Below are 19,153 nucleotides of genomic sequence, written 5' to 3' on the forward strand. Positions count from 1 at the left end.
TTAATGTGCTATTTTTGTAAAAAAGAATGTAGTGAAAGTTTATTTTTTAGGTACTGGCACCTCGCAAGGTATTCCTGTAATAGGTAATAAACACCCTGTTTGTCTAAGTAAAAATGAAAAGGACAAGCGCTTACGTTCTTCTGTTTTAATTGAATGGAATCACACTAAAATAGCGATTGATTGCGGACCTGATTTTCGGCAACAAATGCTTCGTATTGATAACGATCGTTTAGACGCTCTTTTATTTACACACGAACACGCCGATCACACAGCTGGTTTAGATGATATCCGCCCTTATTGCTTTATGGAAAGTAAATCAATGCCTATATATGCACAAAAAAGAGTGATTGAAAGTTTAAAGAAGCGGTTCGATTACATTTTTGAAACAGAAAACAGGTATCCAGGAGCTCCATCGGTAACCATTCATGAGGTTGAAGCTTCAAAAGATTTTTATGTGGAAGGTAATAAAATCACTCCTATTAACGTTCACCATGGTTCATTGCCCATTTTGGGCTATCGTATGGATGCATTTGCATATTTAACCGATGTAAAAACATTAGACGAAGACACTTATGATCAATTAAAAAATTTGGATGTTTTGGTAATTAATGCATTGCGTATTCAAGAGCATCCAACACATAATAATTTAGAAGAAGCTTTGATACATATTCAAAAAATAAATCCAAAAAAAGCATACCTCACACACATTGGTTTTCAAATGGGTTTTCATGAAGAGGTACAGAAAACATTGCCCGAAAATGTTTTTTTAGCGTATGACCAACTAATTTTAGATATTTAAAATGAAACGTATTTATTTATATTTGTTTTTGTTTTCACTAATTATCAATATTTTTTTGATAGTGAATGATTCAAAAGTATTAAAAGCAAAAGAACAGCACATTGAGCGATTAGAAATTAAATTAAAAAAAGTGCAAGACTCTTTAAATAATACACAAAATCAAAAATCGTAATATTATGAAATTCAAAATAATAACATTTGCAATTAGTAGCGTTTTGCTTTTCTCATGCAACAAAGAAAAAGAAGTTTCCAATGCCTTAAACAATGCGATGGTAAAGGATTCTTTAGAAATTTATAAAAAACTTTATGACGAAGCGGCTTACTTTTCTATTGATAAGAATGAAAATGCCCAAAAGCAATTTGCTCCCCAACCTTTAGAAGTAGTTATGAGCAAAGTGGTGCAAGATTTCAGTGCTTTAAACAAACAAGAAGGTGGCAATCCTCTATTGCCTATAGATGCCTCAGGGAAACCAACAAGAGTGAATAAAATGTCGGTTATAAATCACAAATGGCTAATAATCGATTTTTTTGGAGAAGGTGTCGTGGGAGAATTAATCATTAAGTATAATTACAGTCCAGATACTACTACACAATTTACAGTACTTGATACTGTTTTGTACTAAAAGCGTTTCAACTGAAACGTTTTTTTTTCTAAATACTTTCTTCAAAATGCTGCATTACTCCCACCAAATGTTGCACACTTTCAATTGGCAACGCATTATACATAGAAGCACGGTAACCGCCAACTGTGCGGTGACCTTTTATACCGTAGATGCTATTTTTAATGCACCAATCATCAAAAAGTGTTGTTAAACGTGGTTCGTTCAAATAAAAAACGGCATTCATTATAGACCGATCTTGTTGCTGTGCTGTTCCATAAAATAAACTATTGCGGTCTATTTCTGAATACATTAAATGTGCTTTTGCTCGATTTCTGCGTTCCATTGCTGCAATTCCGCCTTTATCTTTTATCCAGTTGAGCGTTAAATAGCTCACATATACCGAAAAAACAGCAGGAGTATTGTACATACTTTCTTTTTCGATATGTTTGCTATAATTCATGATATTTGGAATTTCACGTTCTATCTTCCCTAAAATATCATTTTTTATAACCACTAGATTAACCCCAGAAGTGCCGGCATTTTTCTGTGCACAAGCATATATTAAATCAAATTTAGAAAAATCTAAAACGCGTGAAAACAAATCCGAACTCATATCGCAAACCAAGGGCACATCAACGGTTGGAAATTCGCTGTATTGTGTTCCGTAAATTGTATTGTTTGATGTAATGTGTACATAATCTAAATCTTGGGGAATATGAATAGATTTTGGGATGTACGAATAGTTTCTATCTTTTGAAGAAGCTATCTCTTGAACTTCACCAATAAAAGAAGCTTCCATTTGAGCGTTGTTTGCCCAGTTTCCTGTATTAATATAGCCCGCTTTTTTATTGAGTAAGTTAGTAGCAATTCGCACAAACTCCATACTAGCACCTCCTTGCAAAAAAAGCACCGAATAGCCTTTGTCTTTTAAATCTAGAAGCTCTAAGGTTAAACTTCTGGCTGCGTTTAATACTTCAACAAATGCTGGATCGCGATGTGAAATTTCAATCAAAGAAAGTCCTGAATTGTTAAAATTAACTACGGCTTCAGACGCTTTTTGAAGTACTTCTTTTGGTAAAATGCTGGGACCGGAACTAAAATTATGTATCTTCATAAATTTCAAAAAAATTTTCAGGCTACACCCTACCCTTCAACGCATTAAAAACCCATGCTATTGCAAAAAAGCCAACGCCAACTGCACCAAATCCCCAACCGGCAACATCGGCATATCTATAAATTGCTAAACCTACCAACAAGCCGCCCATCAAAACCATAATGAGCGTGGCCCAACCAAGTATTTTATTTTTGTTTAATCCCATTACTTTCTATTATCTAAATAATTTAATAATCAATTCTTTTAGTAAATCGTCGTGCGATAAACTACCGTTTACTCCTTTACCTTTTAAATCTATTTCACGAATCACTGCAATATTTTGACTTACTTTTTTCATTGGATACACTTTGCTTGCTGCCTGATAATCTTTCAGCCCGTAAGGATTAATCCCTAATTGTTTTGCAATTTCTGCAGGATTGGCTCCGGCATTCTTGTAAGTGATGCCATGGTATTGAAGCAATCGCGAAAAAAAATTATACAGTAAAGCAGTTGTAACCACCAACGGGTTGTTTTTAGTATTCAGTGCAAAATATTTAGCAATTTGAAAGGCTTTTGCCTCATTGTTATATGCCACTGCATTGATCAATTCAAAATTGTTGTATTCTTTACTGATTCCAATGTTTTGCTCAATTAAATCGGCTGTAATTAGTTTATTTTGATTCAAGATAATCTTTATTTTCCCAATTTCATTTGCAATTTTGCTTAAATCGTTTCCTAAAAATTCAGCAAGCATGGCAACAGCTTTTGGTTCAATTTCTAAACCATTATCGTTTACGAAAGATTTAATCCAAGCTTCTAATTGATAATCTTTTACCTTGGCACTTTCAAAAAGTACTGCATTTTCGTTTTTTGAAAGCGTTTTGTACAGTTCTTTTCGCTTGTCTAAATTTTTGTATTTATAGCAAAAAACCAAAATGGTTGTGGGCTGAATAGCTTTAAAATAATCCACCAATTGATCTATTGTTTTCCCTAAATCTTGAGCTTCTTTTACCACAACAAGCATTTTATCGCCCATAAAAGGATATTGCCGTGCTTGCGAAATCACATCATTCACGGTTACATCTTTGCCATACAAAATAACTTGGTTGAATGATTTTTCTTCTTCAGAAATGACATTTTCGGTAAAATAATCACACAAAAAATCTATAAAATAGGGTTCTTCTCCCATTAAAAAATAAACCGGTTTGTATCCTTCTTTTTTAAACGAAGTCAGCATTTTTTTTAGTTCACTCATAAACTTTCGTAGATTTATAAAGGTTTTTTAAAGAGAATGAATAAATTTGCATTATGCGTGATTTAAATTTTCCCAAGTTTGAATTCCGTTTCAAAATTAATGAAAATAAACGGTTCATTTTTGATGAAATCAGGAAAAAATACGTTTTATTAACCCCAGAAGAATGGGTACGGCAGCATGTGGTGCGGTTTTTAATTGATGTTAAAAATTATCCAAAATCGTATATAAATGTTGAAAAAGTAGTGAAAATCAACAATATGAATAAGCGTTACGACGTTGTTGTATTTGCACCCAACGGAAGTATTTTTTTGCTGGTGGAATGTAAAGAACCAAATGTAAAGATCAATCAAACGGTTTTTGATCAAATTGCAAGGTATAATTTAAGTTTAAACGCAGCATTTTTAATGGTGACTAATGGTTTAAATCACTATTATTGCAAATTAGATTATAAAAACAGTAAGTATCAGTTTTTAGCTGATTTACCTTAATTAAAAAATATGAGTAAAAACTGCATATATATAAGTTTGCTATCATTGTTGACGTTTGCTTCGTGCGAAAAAGAAAAAATGACACCTGCAAACACTTCAAATGATACCATTACAGAGGTGCACTATGCATCGGATCCGGATTACGCATTGGCCAATAAAAATGCTCAAGAATTAGTAGTTCATTTTGAAAATGAGCAAAAAAATCTTCAAAAAAAATTAAAAAAAGCCAATAAAAAAGAAGCAGAGGCGCTGTTTATTGATTATTACAAAAAACTAAGTGTGATTGTTGACTCTATTAGCGTGGCTGAAACCAACACTTTAAACACCTATCATTCATTAGGAAACACCAAGCCAGACAGCATTCTTAGAAAAGAAAAACTCTATGAAAAATTGGGACTGTACTTTAGAAAATTAGATTCAACAAAATATGATTTTAAGATAAAGCCCGGTTATTTCTATAATCTTTTTCACAAAAAAATATCGTCTGAATACGAGCAATATCTAAAACTGCGATTCAAAGAGCACAAACTTTTGTATGACTTGCAGTTCAAAAATGAAAAAATCACCTTGCAAGACCAACGCGAATTAATCATAAATTGGGAAAAATTTATTTTAAAGCATAAAGATTTCAAGTTTATTGATCTCGCCAAAAAATCATATACAGATAATTTAACCATGTATCTTTTTGGAACTCCTGAAAAACCTACTTTTGAAATTTCAGCCAAAAAACTATATATGGAAAACGAGCAAGAGTATATTTCGTTTGTAAAGAATAACCCAAAATTGATTTCAGCAGAAATTACCAAGAAATTCTTAAAACATTTTTATGTAAACGATAAAAACTTTACTGCTGAAGAATTTTATATAGATTTAAAAGAGTTTACAAAAGCAGAAATAGCCGAAAGAATTAAATAAATGAAGCAAATTGCCGTTGTTCTTTTAAACTGGAACGGACTGAATCTTTTAAAGCAATTTTTACCAATTGTAGAAAAATTTTCTGCCCAAGCCGCTATTTATATTGCAGATAATGCCTCTACCGATTCTTCGAAAGAATATGTGCAACAACATTTTAAATCGGTTCAATGGATTCAACTTGCTGATAATTTTGGTTATGCAAAAGGATATAATTTGGCTTTAGAACAGATAAATGAAGAATATATTTGCCTGCTAAATACTGATATTGAAGTTTCTGAAAATTGGTTGCAACCTGTGTTGAGTTTATTTCAAAGCGATGCTTCCATTGGAATTATTCAGCCCAAGATTTTAGATTTTAAAAACAAAAATTATTTTGAATATGCAGGTGCAGCCGGCGGATTTATCGATAAATACGGTTTTCCATTTTGCAGAGGTAGAATATTTGATACCCTAGAAGAAAATAAAAATCAGTACCAAACCAAACCCATTTTTTGGGCATCTGGCGCCTGTTTTTTCATTAGAAACCGTGTGTTTAAACAATTAAATGGCTTTGATGCAGCTTTTTTTGCCCATCAAGAAGAAATTGACTTATGCTGGCGAGCTTTTAACCAAAACATAAAAACTTATTATTGTAATGAAAGTACGGTGTACCATATTGGTGGTGCCACTTTAAAAAAATCGAACCCTAAAAAAACGTTTTTAAACTTCAGAAATTCGCTGTGTATGCTGTATAAAAATGTACCAAAAGACAAGCGTTTTTCAATTATTTTTAAAAGATTGTGCTTAGATGGTTTAGCGGGTATTAAATTTTTTATCAGTTTGAAACCATTGCACACTTTTGCCATTATCAAGGCACATTTTGCTTATTACGGGATGCTTTCAAAACTGAAAAACAAAGCAGAACAAAACCCTAAAACCAATTATTTTTATACGGATAATATCGTAACTGCTTATTTCTTAAAGGGAAAAAAGAAGTTCAACGAATTATAGTCATTTAACACCTTCAAAAACACCTAATCCAAACAAAGCAAAATCGTATTTTACAGGATCTGTTGGGTCTAATTTGCGTAATGACGCATCGAGTTCTTGCAAGGCTTTGGCATCGTTTTGCTTGCGTTTTAAGATTCCTAATGTCCGGGCCACATTGCCCGAATGCACATCTAACGGACAAGATAATTCCGCAGGCGATACCGATTTCCATATACCAAAATCTACGCCCTTGTTGTCATTGCGGACCATCCATCTTAAAAACATATTCAAACGTTTTGAAGAAGAACCTTTTAAAGGGTCTGAGACATGCTTTGTGGTTCTTGGCTGATGACTCAGCTCGAAAAATACTTTTTTAAATGCCGAAATTCTATTCTGTAAATCAATCTGTTTAGTAGTTGAAAAAACACCTTCTAAACCGCCTTGATGTGCATAAATATTTCGTAGAGAATGCACAAAATATCTAAAATCTTCTGAATTAAACGTTCGGTGTACAATATAATCAATCGCATTGATTTGATTACTTGAAGCATTCATCACAAAATCAAAAGGATTATTGCCCATTGCCTGCATCATCTTATCGGCACTATTGATAATCATTTTTCTGTTTCCCCAAGCGATTGTAGCTGCTAAAAATCCGCTTATTTCAATATCTTCCTTTAACTGGTACCTGTGCGGAATTTGTATAGGATCTGATTCAATAAACCGAGGGCTGTTGTATTGATTTGCCTTAAAATCTAGATAGTCTTTTAACTCGTTAAAATTCATATTGCAAATTTACGGAAGAATCTCATGAATCGCAATCTGTGTGTTTTTATAATACATTGCTTTTACAATTCCATCAGAGAGTCCAATTTTTGGTACATAAATGTGTTTGGCATTGCTCCATTTCATTGCATTTGCATAAATGCGGATAGCTGGAATAATCACATCTGCGCGATCGGTATTAAGTCCCAATGTATAAATACGTTCTTCGTAGGTTAACGAATTCAAATATTTGTAGCGTTGCATTAAATAGCTCTGCGTAAGTGGTTTGTCATTGGTTTTCCCAGACATTTTAAAAATTTTGTTGATATTTCCACCAGAACCTATAATTTCTAGATTGGATAAATGGGCAGTATGTGTCTTGATCCATTTTTCAATTTCGGTCCAAACACTTTCTGTAACCATATTGTTCAACAAGCGAACAGTACCGTTTTTAAAAGATTTGGAAACCATTTGTTTGCCGTTTGAAAACAAAGTGAATTCGGTACTACCACCACCCACATCCACATATAAATAGTGTCCATTGCTTTTTATAAAAGCCTGTAAATCTGAATTTGCAATAATAGCTGCTTCGGTTTTTCCTTCAATAATATCAATATGTATGTTGGCTTTTTGAGCAATTTCTTCTACCAACTCTTTTCCATTATAAGCTTCGCGCATGGCTGAAGTGGCGCAAGCAGCATATTTTTCTACTTTATAAACGTCCATTAACAATTTAAAAGCTTGCATCGCCTTTATCATTCTGCCAGCGCTTTCTTCTGAAATTTCGCCTACTGTAAACGCATCTTGTCCCAATCGGATAGGTACGCGGATTAAATGACTTTTGTTGAATTGTGTGGGTTTATTTTGCTCTTCTACCACATTGGCAATAAGCAATCTCATGGCATTAGAGCCAATATCAATTGCTGCGTATTTCTTAATTTTTATCATTAATCTAAAATAACTTCTATTTTATTTCGGTAATAATTGAAAAGTTCTTCTTGGGCTTTAAATCGCGATTCTCCCAAACGACGGTAGCGGTTTTCTAATCGCTCGGAATGCAGTCGCACTTTCACATTGCCTTTCCAGTAAATTCCAAATGTATCGATTAATTCTTTTTGAATGTGCGTATCATAAATTGGGCAAGTAACCTCTACCCGTTCGTCAATATTTCTAGTCATAAAATCGGCAGATGATATAAAAACTTTTGCTTGATCATCTGTTCCGAAAATGTAAATTCGGGAATGTTCTAACAAATTATCCACAATACTAATTGCTTCAATATTTTCGCTTAATCCGGGAACGCCGGGTATTAAACAGCAAATTCCCCTTACGATTAATTGAATCTTAACTCCTGCCCGACTGGCATCATACAATTTATCAATCATTTTATAGTCTGATAAACTGTTCATTTTTAATCGAATCATTGCAGGTTGCTCATTCAAAGCTTTCTGAATTTCATCATCTATTAATTTGGTAAATTTAGAGCGGGTGTAATGCGGGGAAACAATTAATTCTTTATAACGATAGATTTTATAATTCACTTCAAAAAATTCAAACACTTTATTTACTTCCTTCATGATGCGTGAATGGGCAGTTAACAAAGTGACATCGGTATAAATATTAGAAGTGCTTTCATTGAAATTTCCGGTAGATATAAAGCCATATCTCTTTACTTTTTTGCCTTCTAAGCGTTCAATTACACAAATTTTGCTGTGCACTTTTAATCCTTTCACACCAAAAATCAATTTAATGCCTTCTGCTTGCATTATTTCGGCATAATTAATGTTGCTGGTTTCATCAAAACGCGCTTGCAATTCAATTTGTACGGTAACTTGTTTGCCGTTTTTCGCAGCATTTATAAGCGATGAAATGATTTGCGAATTTTTTGCCAAACGATACAAGGTAATTTTTATGCTTGTTACTTTTGGATCTAATGCCGCTTCGCGCAAGAATTTCACTACATAATTAAACGATTGAAAAGGCGTATGCACCAAAAAATCTTTGCTTTTTATCTGCTGAATCATCCCTTGCAAATTCAATCCGCTTACAGGCATTGGCTTTATTTTCCCCAAAGTAAGATCGTTTCTGCCTAAATTGGGAAAATTCATATAATCGCGGCGGTTGTGATAACGCCCTCCCGGAATGATGCTATCTACTGCTTCGATATCCATTTTATCTAAGAAGAAATCAAGGGTGTCTTTGTCAATAGTGCTGTCGTACACAAATCGAACCACCTCGCCCAGCCTGCGTTCACGCACTGAATTGGAAATTTTCTCTAAAAAAGATTTATGTAAATCTGAATCGAAATCCAACTCGGCATCGCGGGTAATTTTTATCATGTGTGCAGAAATACTCTCGTAATCGAAAATCGAAAAGATATAATCTAAATTAAATCGAATCACGTCATCAAGCAAAATAATATACTGCTTTCCGTCGATTTTAGGCAGTTCTACAAATCTATTGATGTGTGTAGGTATTTCTATTAAAGCATAACGGGTGCGTTTTTTGATTGATTTTACAGAATCTTCGCTGGACTTTTTTACCAATTTTACAGCTAAATATCCGTATGCATCTCTGATCAACGGAAATTCGGCTAAATCATTCAAAATAATGGTTACCAAAACCGGACTCACATTGTGAATAAAAAATTCGCGGATAAATTGTTGTTGTTCGTGGTTGATTTGTGTTTCATCTACAATAAAAATCCCTTCTTTTTGAAGTTCTTCTTCAATTTCGTTTAAAATTGCCAAGCTTTTTGATTGCTGATTAATCACAATCTCGGTGATGTCTTGCAATAATTCTTTGGCAGAAATACCGCTTATCAACTTTTTTTGTTGGTCTTTCGAAATGGATATTCTGCGAATTGATGCATATCGAACCCTAAAAAATTCATCTAAATTATTTGAAAAAATTCCTAAGAACCGCAAACGGTCCAAAAGGGGCACCGTGTGGTCTGCGGCTTCCTGCAACACGCGCTCGTTGAACGCTAACCAGCTTTTTTCGCGGTCAATATATTTTGGTTGATTAACTTGCATTTATTAAATCTTTTGGAAATAAAGTTTCGGTAACAGTACCTTTTTTTATAGTGTTCCAATTCTCATCGTTGAATTCTAAAATCACGATACCCGACGTGGGAACATTATCTATAAATTTATCGCCAAATGTATTAACAAAATCGGTAATTGCATTGTTATGCCCAAAAATAATAAGACTTGGAACCGAATCTTTACAATTTCTTATTATTTTGGTTAAATGTGTGGCATCAAAAGTGTATAAATCTTGCTTTAATACCGTTAATTCTTGCGGAATATTTAAGACTTCATTGAAGATTTTAGCCGTGTCATGCGCTCTCTTCGCAGTACTAGACCATATTAAAAAGCGTTCGGGTAATTTATCTTGAATAGTTTCAAAAACTGCATTGGAGTTTTTAATGCCTTTATTTGTCAACGGGCGTTCATGGTCTTCAATTGGCATATCCCATGATGATTTTCCGTGCCTTATTAATATTAATTTTTTCATACCCAACACTTTTATTTTAAACAATCGTTTATTTTTTACTAAATATAGAAAAAATCATTTAGTAATTTTTAAGATGACACATTTTTTTTGTGATAAAAGTTTGATTAATTTTGTTAAAACATAAAACGTACAATGAACAAAATAGGAATCGAGCTGAAATGGGCGGCTTTAATTACTGCATTTACTTGCGGTTGGGCGGCTTTAGAGAGTGCTTTGGGTTATCATAAAGATTTTAGCAATATTATTGTAACGGCCTTTATTTATTATGTGATTTTGACTTTTTTGTGGGCAATTGCTTTTATCGACAAGAAAAAATCATTAGGAAAAAACGCCGTTTGGGAATTTAAAAGTGCTTTTAAGTTTGGTTTATTCCTTACCGGATTGTTAACCCTTCTAAGTCCTATTTCGCAATATATCATTTATGAAAATATTTCGCCCGATTATTTTGAAAACATCATTAATTATCAACTTTCTAAAGGAAAACAAACGCGTGAAAGTTTAGAATTAATCCACAATATGAATTTTACGATTAGGCAAGGTGTGATGAACGCTTTATCTTTAGGCGTGATTTACTCTGCTTTGTATGCGTGGGTTTTTAAAACTAAAAAACAAGTAATCAACACCCCGCCAACCCAAACCAACTTCAATAAAAAGAAAAAATAATGAATTTAGCAAACATACCCCAAATTAAACATTTAAACAGCGGCAACTTTTTTGTATTAGCAGGTCCTTGTGCGATTGAAAGCGAAGAAATGGCATTGAAAATTGCTGAACGATTGATTGCTATTACCGATCGCTTGCAAATTCCGTTGGTTTTTAAAGGCTCGTTTAAAAAAGCAAACCGTTCACGAATTGATTCTTTTACAGGAATTGGTGATGAAAAAGCATTGAAAATACTGCAAAAGGTTTCCAATGAATTCCATGTGCCAACGGTTACTGATATTCATGAAAGCAGCGATGCAGAAATGGCGGCAGCTTATGTAGATGTGCTACAAATACCTGCTTTTTTGGTACGCCAAACCGATTTAGTGGTTGCAGCAGCCAAAACAGGCAAAACGGTGAATTTAAAGAAAGGACAATTCATGAGCCCGGAAAGTATGAAACACGCCGTTCAAAAAGTGTTGGATTGCCAAAATGAAAACGTGATGGTGACCGATCGAGGTACGATGTTTGGATACCAAGATATGATTGTGGATTACCGCGGTATTCCTACCATGCAACAATATGCTACCACAGTTTTAGACATTACACATTCTTTGCAACAACCCAACCAAGCAAGTGGTGTAACAGGCGGAAGACCCGATTTAATTGAAACAGTGGCAAAAGCTGGTATTGCTGTGGGCGTGGACGGAATTTTTATTGAAACACATTTCGACCCTGCGAATGCAAAGAGTGATGGCGCAAACATGTTGCATTTAGATTACTTTGAAGCTTTAATGGAAAAGCTAGTAGCTATCCGACAAACGGTTAGAAATTTTTAATGATAAAGAATACTTTAAAAATAAAAAAAACCTCTAAATCAATAATTTAGAGGTTTTTTGATAAAGTTATTGTTTAACAGGTATATTCTTTAGAATTTCTACCACAAATTTCCAATATTTTTGGACAGATGCGATAGAAACACGCTCTTCTGGTGAATGCGCACCGCGAATGGTTGGTCCAAAAGAAATCATTTCCATATCGGGGTAATTGGTTCCTAAAATACCACATTCCAATCCGGCGTGGCAAGCCACAACATTGGCTTTTTGTCCGTTTTGTTTTTCATACAATTCATCTAAAACTTTTAAGATAGATGAATTGGGGTTCGGTGTCCATCCCGGATATGTTCCTGAGAAATTTACTTCACAGCCCATTAATTCAAATGCAGCACGCAAACTATTCGCCAAATCAAACTTTGAAGTTTCAACCGACGAACGCGTTAAGCATTGAATTTGCAATTTTCCATCACCAACCGTAACTTTTGCAATATTGTTGGATGTTTCTACTAAATCCTCAAAATCGGCACTCATTTTATAAACACCGTTGTGTGCAGTATATAAAGCGCGTACCAAATAAAACTGAGCCATTGCAGGCATCACTTTTTCGGGCAATGTATCTTGCTTTTCAAAAATAACTTCCAAGTTTGGCTCGGTGGTTGCATATTCCGCTTTAATTTCATTTACAACAGTTTGCATATCAAACACAAACGATTCATCGTACATTTTAGCGATAATTACTTGTGCAACACTTTCGCGAGGAATGGCATTGCGAAGACTACCTCCATTGATACTTGCAATTTGCAAACCAAAATTATCAAAACCATTAAAAAGCAAACGGTTCATGAATTTGTTGGCATTGCCTAAACCTTTGTGAATATCCATACCCGAATGTCCGCCTTTTAAACCTTTTACAGTGATTTTATAAGCAACAGATCCATCGGGAACTTCTTCTTCTTCATATTCAGCCGTTGCGGTTACATCAACCCCACCTGCACAACCAATATCAATTTCATCATCTTCTTCAGTATCTAAATTTAATAAGATTTCGCCTGTTAGCAATCCACCTTTTAGTCCCATTGCTCCTGTCATTCCGGTTTCTTCATCAATGGTAAACAACGCTTCAATTGCCGGATGCTCTATTTCTTTTGATGCTAAAACAGCCATTATGGTTGCAACACCAATACCGTTATCTGCTCCTAAAGTGGTGCCTTTTGCACGCACCCAATCACCATCGATATACATATCAATTCCTTGGTTATCAAAATCGAAAACGGTATCGTTATTTTTTTGGTGCACCATGTCTAAATGTGACTGTAAAACGATTGTTTTACGGTTCTCCATGCCAGCAGTTGCCGGCTTTTTTATAATTACATTTCCTACTTCATCTACAAGGGTTTCTAAACCTAAATTTTCACCAAATTGTTTCATAAAAGCAATCACACGCTCTTCTTTTTTAGACGGACGCGGCACTGCGTTTAAATCTGCAAAATGATTCCACAATGGCAGTGGCTCTAAATTGCGAATATCTTGACTCATATTTTTAAAATTTTAATCAAAGTTACTTATAATAAAGCAAAAAAGCCACTTTAAACGGGGTTTAAAATGGCTTACATACAAAATAAAACAATAATTATCTTAGAAAATTACGCAACAATATATTTGGTGAATAATTTCTGGGCTTTTTTCTTGGTTACTTCTTTTTTATATTTCTTTTCAGAGTCGATATAAAAAACGGGAGCACTTTTACACATGCCTTGACACTTCATTTTTTGAAGCGAAACACTGTTGCTTAAACCCGTTTCACATAATAATTCTTTTAAGCACGACTTTGCTTCTTCGTTGTATCTGCAGCATTTTTTTCCGTCGCAAAAATAAATTACTTCACTAAAAGATTTACATTTACCCATTATTACTATCTTTAACGAGTACAAATATAAATAATAATTTTTATTTATTCTAAATAAAACATTAAAATGAAGAAAAATTTTTTTTGGAAGTTTTTGTTGCTTGGATTTGTTGTTGCAAGCTATTATTTAGCATCTGATTTTCCTTTGTTTTTCACTGAAATTTACAACCAAAAAATCTATTCCATATTAGATCGATTAATGCATGTTTTTTCTAAAATCCCGTTTTCTGTTGGCGATGTGTTGTATGCTTTCGTAGTTGTGTTCATCATCTATAAAATAGTTGTAGGCTTAAAAAAGAAAACATATCAACAATTGGTTCTGTTTTTATCAACTTGTTTTTTACTTTTCTTAGCCATTTTTCAGCTTTTTTGGGGATTTAATAATTATAAATATGGTGTTGCACATCAATTAAAATTAGAACGAAATTATACCCAACCTGATTTAGATACGCTGACTCAAAAATTAATCAAGCTGGTAAACAATCAACAAATAGCGCTTACAAACGATGTGTCTAAAAAAGTTGTTATTGCAAAGGATCTAGAGGTTTTCAATGAAACTGCTGCGCTGAATTATTCCAAATTGCCTGACCATTTACAAAAATTGCTGATTAAAAACGCCATCAATCCTGTAAAATCATCGTTCTATTCCTATGCTTTATCATATACCGGATTTAGTGGATATTTTAATCCGTTTACGCATGAAAACCATGTAAACATAGAGATACCATCGATTGGAATGCCAGTAACAGTAGCTCATGAAATGGCGCATCAGTTGGGAGTTTCGAGCGAAGCCGAAGCCAATTTTTTTGGTTTCCAAGTGATGCAATCAAGCAGCAATGAAACGTTTAAATATGCCGCAAATTTGTATGCCTTAAAATATTGTTTAAAAGAATATAGATATGAAAACGAAGAAACCTATCTTTTACTGTTTGATCAATTAAACAAAGGCGTTCAAGAGAACATTTTAGAAAGCGAACTGTTTTGGAGCAATAAAAGAAATGTTTCTTCGTATTTTTTTAAGTATCTCTACGGTGGATTTTTAAAAATGAACAATCAAAAAGACGGTATCAAATCCTATAATAAATTTGTTGATTTATTGATCAATTATGACAAAAAATTCCATCAATTTTAATTTTCGGTCGGTTTTGCATCTCTGTTTTTACGAAACGGACGAATAATAACGCGCGATTCTCTGTCGAACACAAAATAATTATACACCCAACTCCAAAAAACCAATGTTTTATTTTTGAAACCAATAAGAGAAAAAAGATGTACAAACATCCAAACAAACCAAGCAAAAACACCGTTGAAATGTAATTTTGGTAAGTCAACAACCGCTTTGTTTCTACCAATTGTTGCCATGGAGCCTTTGTCGTTGTAAACAAACTTTTTTAACGATTGTTTTTTGGTTAAACGTTCTAAATTTTCGGCCAATAGAGTGCCTTGCTGAATGGCTGGTTGTGCCATCATGGGATGACCGTATTGGTATTTATCGCCATACATCGCCGCTACATCGCCAATTGCAAAAATATCTGTAAAACCTTCCACTTGATTAAATTCGTTTACTTTGATACGTGCCGCCCGATCCAACGAAGCATCGACCCCATTTACAGGTGCACCCTTTACCCCTGCTGACCAAATCACGGCTTGCGTTTCGAAGGTTAAGCCATTTTTGGTTTCAACTTTTGTGCCATCGTAATTGGTAACAATGGTTTTTAAATGGATTTTTACACCCAAATTTTTAAGGAATTTTTCTGCAGCTTTTGAAGATTTTCTAGACATAGCATCTAAAATATTTTCAGAACCTTGGACCAAATTAATTTCCATCATCGAAATATCCAAATCGGGATAATCTTTAGGAAAAACTGCATTCTTCATTTCCGCCAAAGCTCCGGCTAATTCCACACCGGTTGGTCCTGCACCAACAATTACAAAATTCATCAGTGCTTTTCGCTGTTGCATGTCATTGGTTTGCAATGCCAATTCAAAATTTTCAAGAATTAAACTGCGAATATTCAATGCTTCGGGTATGGTTTTCATTACCATACTGTTTTTTTCAATCTGTGTATTTCCGAAATAATTATTCGTAGATCCGGTAGCAATCACCACATAATCATAGTAAATAGTACCAATATCTGTTGTGATTTTTTTATTTTCGGTATCAATTTTTTCTACTAAAGCCATTCGGAAAAATGCCTCTTTATGTTCTTTAACAATTTTGCGAAGCGGATAAGCAATCGATCCGGATTCTAATCCACCCGTTGCCACTTGGTACATAAGCGGTTGAAAATTATGGTAATTGTGTTTATCTAACAAAACCACCTGAAAATTTTTATTTTTTAGTTTTCTTGCAAGCGATACACCCGCAAAACCGCCACCAATGATAACAACTCTTGGATTACTAGAATCTGGAATATTCAACATACTACTTTACTTTTACACAAAATTACAAACAAATTGGCAATAAAAACATTATAATTTTGTTTTTCGTGTTCTGGTGGATTATTGTAAAATATGTTGTTATTTTGCGATGAAATACAAGGAGACAGTAATGAATTTAAGCTTTTTTAAAGATAATTATAGCAAAAAATTGGGCGAAAAATTTTCGAGTCGATCGGAATTGTACATCAATATTAAAAAAAAATCTGTACAAACTTTATGGTGGATTATTGGTGTAACCCTATTGAAACTTGCTTTTTTTATTGTTTCCGGAATTATACTTGAAGAAAGTACCCAACTAACAATAAGCCCATGGCTCACAAATACTTTGCATGCCCTTGATTTAAGCCTTTTGATTTTACCTGCAATTTTTTCGATTATAAATGGAATCTTAATATTTAGAATAACATCTAAAAACACTTTTGAAGCCTTATTAAAAAGCATAAAAAGGGCAAGGAATTACTTAAAATTATATATTTCGTTGATTTTAGTAGCCTATTTATGTATCATCTACATCACGATTTATTGGACTATTGTTTCAAGCACCAACGATTCGGCATTGTATGATCGTTTTTCATTTTATGCTTCGCTGATTTTGACTTGTGTGGTTTCAACAATTCTTATTTTATTGATACTTTGGGGTGTTTATAAACTTTTGTACAGCCGATTTTTAAAGCGTTTAAATATATTTTACAACCTTTTGAAAGATGCCGTTTAACAAAAAACACAATCAAATGATTGTGCTTTCTTTATTTTACAAAAATTTACCCAAAATCCAGTACAGGATTATGAATACAACAACGGTTCCAAAGCAACCAAAACCGGCCTTTTTTGCTCCCCAACCTGCCAATAATGCTCTTAACAAATCTTTCATAACATTTAATTTTACTTAAATATAATAAAAATAAACATTGCTATTCTGATTTTTTAACTTTATTCCAATAAACATCTAACTCTTTTAAAGGCAGGTCGCCTAAAACTTTTTGATCATTTTTTATCAACTCTTCCATTTTAGTGAAGCGGTTTATGAACTTTTTATTGGTTTTGTTCAAAGCTTCTTCTGGATTGATGTTACAAAAACGCGCATAATTGATCAATGCAAATAATACATCGCCAAATTCTTGTTCTTGCTTTTCGATATTGTTTTGAGCCACTTCTACTTTAAACTCGTTCAATTCTTCTTCTACCTTAGCCCAAACATCGTCTTTGTTGTCCCAATCAAAACCTACACCTTTCACCTTGTCTTGAATGCGATATGCTTTAACAATGGCGGGCAACGAATTAGGAACACCACTTAACACTGATTTATTCCCTTCTTTTAACTTTAATTTTTCCCAATTCTCCAGCACTGCTTTCTCGTCTTCGGCAACTACATCTCCGTAAATATGCGGATGCCTTGCAATGAGTTTATCACAAATTCCATTGCATACATCGGCTATATCAAACAAATTGGTTTCACTGCCAATTTTAGAATAAAAAACAATGTGCAGTAAAATATCGCCCAATTCTTTTTTTATTTCATTGGAATCGTTTGCCGAAATGGCATCATTCAGTTCATAAACTTCTTCAATGGTGAGGTGTTTTAACGATTGCAGGGTTTGTTTTTGATCCCACGGACATTTTTCGCGCAAATCATCCATTATATCTAACAAGCGTTCAAAAGCTTGCAACTGTTGTGTGCGGTTGTTCATTTAATGGGCTGGTATAAAAAATCCGGCAATTGCCGGATTTCAAGTTATTATTCTTTTTCTTCTGTTTTCTTTTTTGTGGTGCGTTTTGCTTTTGGCTTTTCTTCCACAACTTCTGCTGCTACTGTTTCACTTTCTTCAGTAGTATTGTTAATTGTTACCGAACCAGTTGTTGATACAGTTGGTTGGTTCATAGTTGCTACATAGTTCGCTGCTTGCAAAATATTGTACCAGTTTAAAACTTTTTTAATGTCTGATACATATACGCGGTCGCGATCAAAATCTGGAACCACTTCACCAAAATAGGCAAGCAATTCATCATTGTTTGCTTTGTGGTCTAAAGCGGGACCGTTATTTTCTTTTTTTGCAATACGAGCAAAAACTTCAAACAGCTTTAATTCGCTTGTTTCTGTGTAAATAGAAATTTCTGATAATAAGCTTACATTGCTACGCAAACCAACTGTTAACTTTTTACCATCAATTAATGACTCTGCAATAAATCCTGATCTTGTTTGGATTTTTAATTCGTATAATCCTGGTTTTCCAGATATAGCTAAAACTTTCTCTACGCTCATTCTATTATTTTTTTCAAGGTCACAAATATCCTAATTTGAATTTAATATCCAAAATTATCTACCTTTTTTGTTTATAAATTTCATTTTATAGTCTGGAAAAACTTTTCCTTCCATGATGTTTTGTAATCGTTTGGCGTTTAATTTCTTTTTTAAGGTAGAAATTTTATCGGTAAACAACACGCCTTCTATATGATCATATTCGTGCTGAATTACCCGAGCTGCATAGCCTGAAAACGATTTTGTATGTTTTTCAAAATTTTCATCAAAATATTCAATTGTAATATTTGGCTTGCGATACACATCTTCACGCACACCGGGAATACTTAAACAACCTTCGTTAAAAGACCACTCCTCGCCTTCTTCGCTCAAAATTTTTGGATTGATAAACGTGCAATTAAAATCGGCCAGAAAATTACGCTCTTCTTTTGATAAATCTTCGTCTTCGCTAAACGGTTTGGTATCAACAATAAACAAACGTATAGGCAAACCTATCTGCGGTGCTGCCAAACCAACTCCGTAAGCATTATCCATTGTTTCGTACATATTGGATATAAGTTCATTTAACTGCGGATAATCTTTGCTAATTTCCTCACATTCTTTGCGTAAAACCGGATCGCCGTAACCTACAATAGGTAAAATCATTTTATTGTTTTTAAAATATC

At 33.8% G+C, this 19,153-nt stretch carries 22 protein-coding genes; 9 read left to right on the forward strand and 13 right to left on the reverse strand.

What is annotated here, in order from left to right:
• Positions 1-31: 31 nt before the first annotated feature.
• Together NPX36_RS12585 and NPX36_RS12590 are read left to right on the forward strand one after the other, a co-directional pair.
• On the forward strand, positions 32-799 hold the full coding sequence (locus tag NPX36_RS12585) for an MBL fold metallo-hydrolase (protein ID WP_257499072.1): 768 nt from the start codon (positions 32-34) through the stop codon (positions 797-799).
• Positions 800-975: 176 nt separating this feature from the next.
• On the forward strand, positions 976-1,422 hold the full coding sequence (locus tag NPX36_RS12590; protein ID WP_257499073.1) for a hypothetical protein: 447 nt from the start codon (positions 976-978) through the stop codon (positions 1,420-1,422).
• Positions 1,423-1,450: 28 nt separating this feature from the next.
• Here the strand turns inward: NPX36_RS12590 and serC are convergent, their stop codons facing one another.
• The 3 genes from serC to holA are packed head-to-tail and all read right to left on the reverse strand — an operon-like array spanning position 1,451 to position 3,749.
• Positions 1,451-2,515, reverse strand: a complete 1,065-nt coding sequence (serC, locus tag NPX36_RS12595; protein WP_257499074.1) for a 3-phosphoserine/phosphohydroxythreonine transaminase — start codon at positions 2,513-2,515, stop codon at positions 1,451-1,453.
• Positions 2,516-2,537: 22 nt separating this feature from the next.
• Positions 2,538-2,720 carry a CAL67264 family membrane protein gene (locus NPX36_RS12600; protein WP_257499075.1) on the reverse strand — a complete coding sequence of 61 codons (183 nt, stop codon included), beginning with the start codon at positions 2,718-2,720 and terminating at the stop codon, positions 2,538-2,540.
• A gap of 9 nt (positions 2,721-2,729) precedes the next feature.
• Positions 2,730-3,749: a DNA polymerase III subunit delta gene (holA, locus tag NPX36_RS12605; RefSeq protein ID WP_257499076.1), complete on the reverse strand. Its 1,020-nt coding sequence runs from the start codon at positions 3,747-3,749 to the stop codon at positions 2,730-2,732.
• A 53-nt stretch (positions 3,750-3,802) separates the two neighbouring features.
• Here holA and NPX36_RS12610 point away from each other — a divergent pair, with 53 nt between their 5' ends.
• The 3 genes from NPX36_RS12610 to NPX36_RS12620 are packed head-to-tail and all read left to right on the forward strand — an operon-like array spanning position 3,803 to position 6,142.
• Positions 3,803-4,237 carry a type I restriction enzyme HsdR N-terminal domain-containing protein gene (locus NPX36_RS12610; RefSeq protein ID WP_257499077.1) on the forward strand — a complete coding sequence of 145 codons (435 nt, stop codon included), beginning with the start codon at positions 3,803-3,805 and terminating at the stop codon, positions 4,235-4,237.
• 9 nt (positions 4,238-4,246) lie between these two features.
• Positions 4,247-5,152 carry a hypothetical protein gene (locus tag NPX36_RS12615; RefSeq protein ID WP_257499078.1) on the forward strand — a complete coding sequence of 302 codons (906 nt, stop codon included), beginning with the start codon at positions 4,247-4,249 and terminating at the stop codon, positions 5,150-5,152.
• Positions 5,153-6,142, forward strand: coding sequence for a glycosyltransferase family 2 protein (locus tag NPX36_RS12620; RefSeq protein ID WP_257499079.1), 990 nt, complete (start codon positions 5,153-5,155; stop codon positions 6,140-6,142).
• On the opposite strand, the gene NPX36_RS12625 is transcribed toward NPX36_RS12620, so the two are convergent.
• The 4 genes from NPX36_RS12625 to NPX36_RS12640 are packed head-to-tail and all read right to left on the reverse strand — an operon-like array spanning position 6,143 to position 10,405.
• A complete protein-coding gene (locus NPX36_RS12625) occupies positions 6,143-6,907 on the reverse strand; it encodes a TIGR02757 family protein (RefSeq protein WP_257499080.1) in 765 nt (254 codons plus the stop codon). It abuts the gene before it with no gap.
• A gap of 9 nt (positions 6,908-6,916) precedes the next feature.
• Positions 6,917-7,834: a Ppx/GppA phosphatase family protein gene (locus NPX36_RS12630; RefSeq protein WP_257499081.1), complete on the reverse strand. Its 918-nt coding sequence runs from the start codon at positions 7,832-7,834 to the stop codon at positions 6,917-6,919.
• Entirely contained in the window at positions 7,834-9,921 is a 2,088-nt protein-coding gene (ppk1, locus tag NPX36_RS12635) for a polyphosphate kinase 1 (protein WP_257499082.1), read from the reverse strand. Before ppk1 ends, NPX36_RS12630 begins: the two co-directional genes overlap by 1 nt.
• Complete coding sequence (locus NPX36_RS12640) at positions 9,911-10,405, reverse strand: SixA phosphatase family protein (RefSeq protein WP_257499083.1); 495 nt, start codon at positions 10,403-10,405, stop codon at positions 9,911-9,913. The genes ppk1 and NPX36_RS12640 overlap by 11 nt, the downstream gene beginning before the upstream one ends.
• A 132-nt stretch (positions 10,406-10,537) precedes the next feature.
• On the opposite strand from NPX36_RS12640, the gene NPX36_RS12645 reads away from it, so the two are divergent.
• Positions 10,538-11,068, forward strand: a complete 531-nt coding sequence (locus tag NPX36_RS12645; RefSeq protein ID WP_257499084.1) for a DUF4199 domain-containing protein — start codon at positions 10,538-10,540, stop codon at positions 11,066-11,068.
• Positions 11,068-11,886 (forward strand): 3-deoxy-8-phosphooctulonate synthase, encoded by an 819-nt coding sequence (gene kdsA / locus NPX36_RS12650; protein WP_257499085.1) that lies wholly within the window; start codon positions 11,068-11,070, stop codon positions 11,884-11,886. Before NPX36_RS12645 ends, kdsA begins: the two co-directional genes overlap by 1 nt.
• A gap of 66 nt (positions 11,887-11,952) precedes the next feature.
• Here the strand turns inward: kdsA and NPX36_RS12655 are convergent, their stop codons facing one another.
• Both NPX36_RS12655 and NPX36_RS12660 read right to left on the reverse strand, forming a co-directional pair.
• Complete coding sequence (locus tag NPX36_RS12655; RefSeq protein WP_257499086.1) at positions 11,953-13,419, reverse strand: aminoacyl-histidine dipeptidase; 1,467 nt, start codon at positions 13,417-13,419, stop codon at positions 11,953-11,955.
• A gap of 107 nt (positions 13,420-13,526) precedes the next feature.
• Positions 13,527-13,790: a (2Fe-2S) ferredoxin domain-containing protein gene (locus NPX36_RS12660; protein WP_257499087.1), complete on the reverse strand. Its 264-nt coding sequence runs from the start codon at positions 13,788-13,790 to the stop codon at positions 13,527-13,529.
• Between the two features lie 66 nt (positions 13,791-13,856).
• Between NPX36_RS12660 and NPX36_RS12665 the strand changes: the two genes are divergently transcribed.
• Entirely contained in the window at positions 13,857-14,921 is a 1,065-nt protein-coding gene (locus NPX36_RS12665) for a DUF3810 domain-containing protein (protein WP_257499088.1), read from the forward strand.
• On the opposite strand, the gene NPX36_RS12670 is transcribed toward NPX36_RS12665, so the two are convergent.
• Positions 14,918-16,213: an NAD(P)/FAD-dependent oxidoreductase gene (locus NPX36_RS12670; RefSeq protein WP_257499089.1), complete on the reverse strand. Its 1,296-nt coding sequence runs from the start codon at positions 16,211-16,213 to the stop codon at positions 14,918-14,920. The genes NPX36_RS12665 and NPX36_RS12670 overlap by 4 nt on opposite strands.
• A 127-nt stretch (positions 16,214-16,340) precedes the next feature.
• Between NPX36_RS12670 and NPX36_RS12675 the strand changes: the two genes are divergently transcribed.
• Positions 16,341-16,946, forward strand: a complete 606-nt coding sequence (locus NPX36_RS12675) for a hypothetical protein (RefSeq protein WP_257499090.1) — start codon at positions 16,341-16,343, stop codon at positions 16,944-16,946.
• Positions 16,947-17,142: 196 nt separating this feature from the next.
• Here the strand turns inward: NPX36_RS12675 and mazG are convergent, their stop codons facing one another.
• Genes mazG through def form a run of 3 tightly spaced genes read right to left on the reverse strand, consistent with a single transcriptional unit; the run spans position 17,143 to position 19,133 of the window.
• Entirely contained in the window at positions 17,143-17,919 is a 777-nt protein-coding gene (gene mazG, locus NPX36_RS12680; RefSeq protein ID WP_257499091.1) for a nucleoside triphosphate pyrophosphohydrolase, read from the reverse strand.
• A gap of 47 nt (positions 17,920-17,966) precedes the next feature.
• A complete protein-coding gene (locus NPX36_RS12685) occupies positions 17,967-18,491 on the reverse strand; it encodes a DUF5606 family protein (RefSeq protein WP_257499092.1) in 525 nt (174 codons plus the stop codon).
• A 54-nt stretch (positions 18,492-18,545) separates the two neighbouring features.
• A complete protein-coding gene (def, locus tag NPX36_RS12690; protein ID WP_257499093.1) occupies positions 18,546-19,133 on the reverse strand; it encodes a peptide deformylase in 588 nt (195 codons plus the stop codon).
• Between the last annotated feature and the right edge of the window lie 20 nt (positions 19,134-19,153).

The organism is Paenimyroides aestuarii (genome assembly GCF_024628805.1).
In the GTDB taxonomy this organism is placed as follows: Bacteria; Bacteroidota; Bacteroidia; order Flavobacteriales; family Flavobacteriaceae; genus Flavobacterium; species Flavobacterium aestuarii_A.

Coding starts and splice junctions, on each gene's coding strand:
- NPX36_RS12590 (WP_257499073.1), top strand. CDS start 976: ATGAAATTCAAAATAATAACATTTGCAATTAGTAGCGTTTTGCTTTTC.
- serC (WP_257499074.1), bottom strand. CDS start 2,515: ATGAAGATACATAATTTTAGTTCCGGTCCCAGCATTTTACCAAAAGAA.
- NPX36_RS12600 (WP_257499075.1), bottom strand. CDS start 2,720: ATGGGATTAAACAAAAATAAAATACTTGGTTGGGCCACGCTCATTATG.
- holA (WP_257499076.1), bottom strand. CDS start 3,749: ATGAGTGAACTAAAAAAAATGCTGACTTCGTTTAAAAAAGAAGGATAC.
- NPX36_RS12610 (WP_257499077.1), top strand. CDS start 3,803: ATGCGTGATTTAAATTTTCCCAAGTTTGAATTCCGTTTCAAAATTAAT.
- NPX36_RS12615 (WP_257499078.1), top strand. CDS start 4,247: ATGAGTAAAAACTGCATATATATAAGTTTGCTATCATTGTTGACGTTT.
- NPX36_RS12620 (WP_257499079.1), top strand. CDS start 5,153: ATGAAGCAAATTGCCGTTGTTCTTTTAAACTGGAACGGACTGAATCTT.
- NPX36_RS12625 (WP_257499080.1), bottom strand. CDS start 6,907: ATGAATTTTAACGAGTTAAAAGACTATCTAGATTTTAAGGCAAATCAA.
- NPX36_RS12630 (WP_257499081.1), bottom strand. CDS start 7,834: ATGATAAAAATTAAGAAATACGCAGCAATTGATATTGGCTCTAATGCC.
- ppk1 (WP_257499082.1), bottom strand. CDS start 9,921: ATGCAAGTTAATCAACCAAAATATATTGACCGCGAAAAAAGCTGGTTA.
- NPX36_RS12640 (WP_257499083.1), bottom strand. CDS start 10,405: ATGAAAAAATTAATATTAATAAGGCACGGAAAATCATCATGGGATATG.
- NPX36_RS12645 (WP_257499084.1), top strand. CDS start 10,538: ATGAACAAAATAGGAATCGAGCTGAAATGGGCGGCTTTAATTACTGCA.
- kdsA (WP_257499085.1), top strand. CDS start 11,068: ATGAATTTAGCAAACATACCCCAAATTAAACATTTAAACAGCGGCAAC.
- NPX36_RS12655 (WP_257499086.1), bottom strand. CDS start 13,419: ATGAGTCAAGATATTCGCAATTTAGAGCCACTGCCATTGTGGAATCAT.
- NPX36_RS12660 (WP_257499087.1), bottom strand. CDS start 13,790: ATGGGTAAATGTAAATCTTTTAGTGAAGTAATTTATTTTTGCGACGGA.
- NPX36_RS12665 (WP_257499088.1), top strand. CDS start 13,857: ATGAAGAAAAATTTTTTTTGGAAGTTTTTGTTGCTTGGATTTGTTGTT.
- NPX36_RS12670 (WP_257499089.1), bottom strand. CDS start 16,213: ATGTTGAATATTCCAGATTCTAGTAATCCAAGAGTTGTTATCATTGGT.
- NPX36_RS12675 (WP_257499090.1), top strand. CDS start 16,341: ATGAATTTAAGCTTTTTTAAAGATAATTATAGCAAAAAATTGGGCGAA.
- mazG (WP_257499091.1), bottom strand. CDS start 17,919: ATGAACAACCGCACACAACAGTTGCAAGCTTTTGAACGCTTGTTAGAT.
- NPX36_RS12685 (WP_257499092.1), bottom strand. CDS start 18,491: ATGAGCGTAGAGAAAGTTTTAGCTATATCTGGAAAACCAGGATTATAC.
- def (WP_257499093.1), bottom strand. CDS start 19,133: ATGATTTTACCTATTGTAGGTTACGGCGATCCGGTTTTACGCAAAGAA.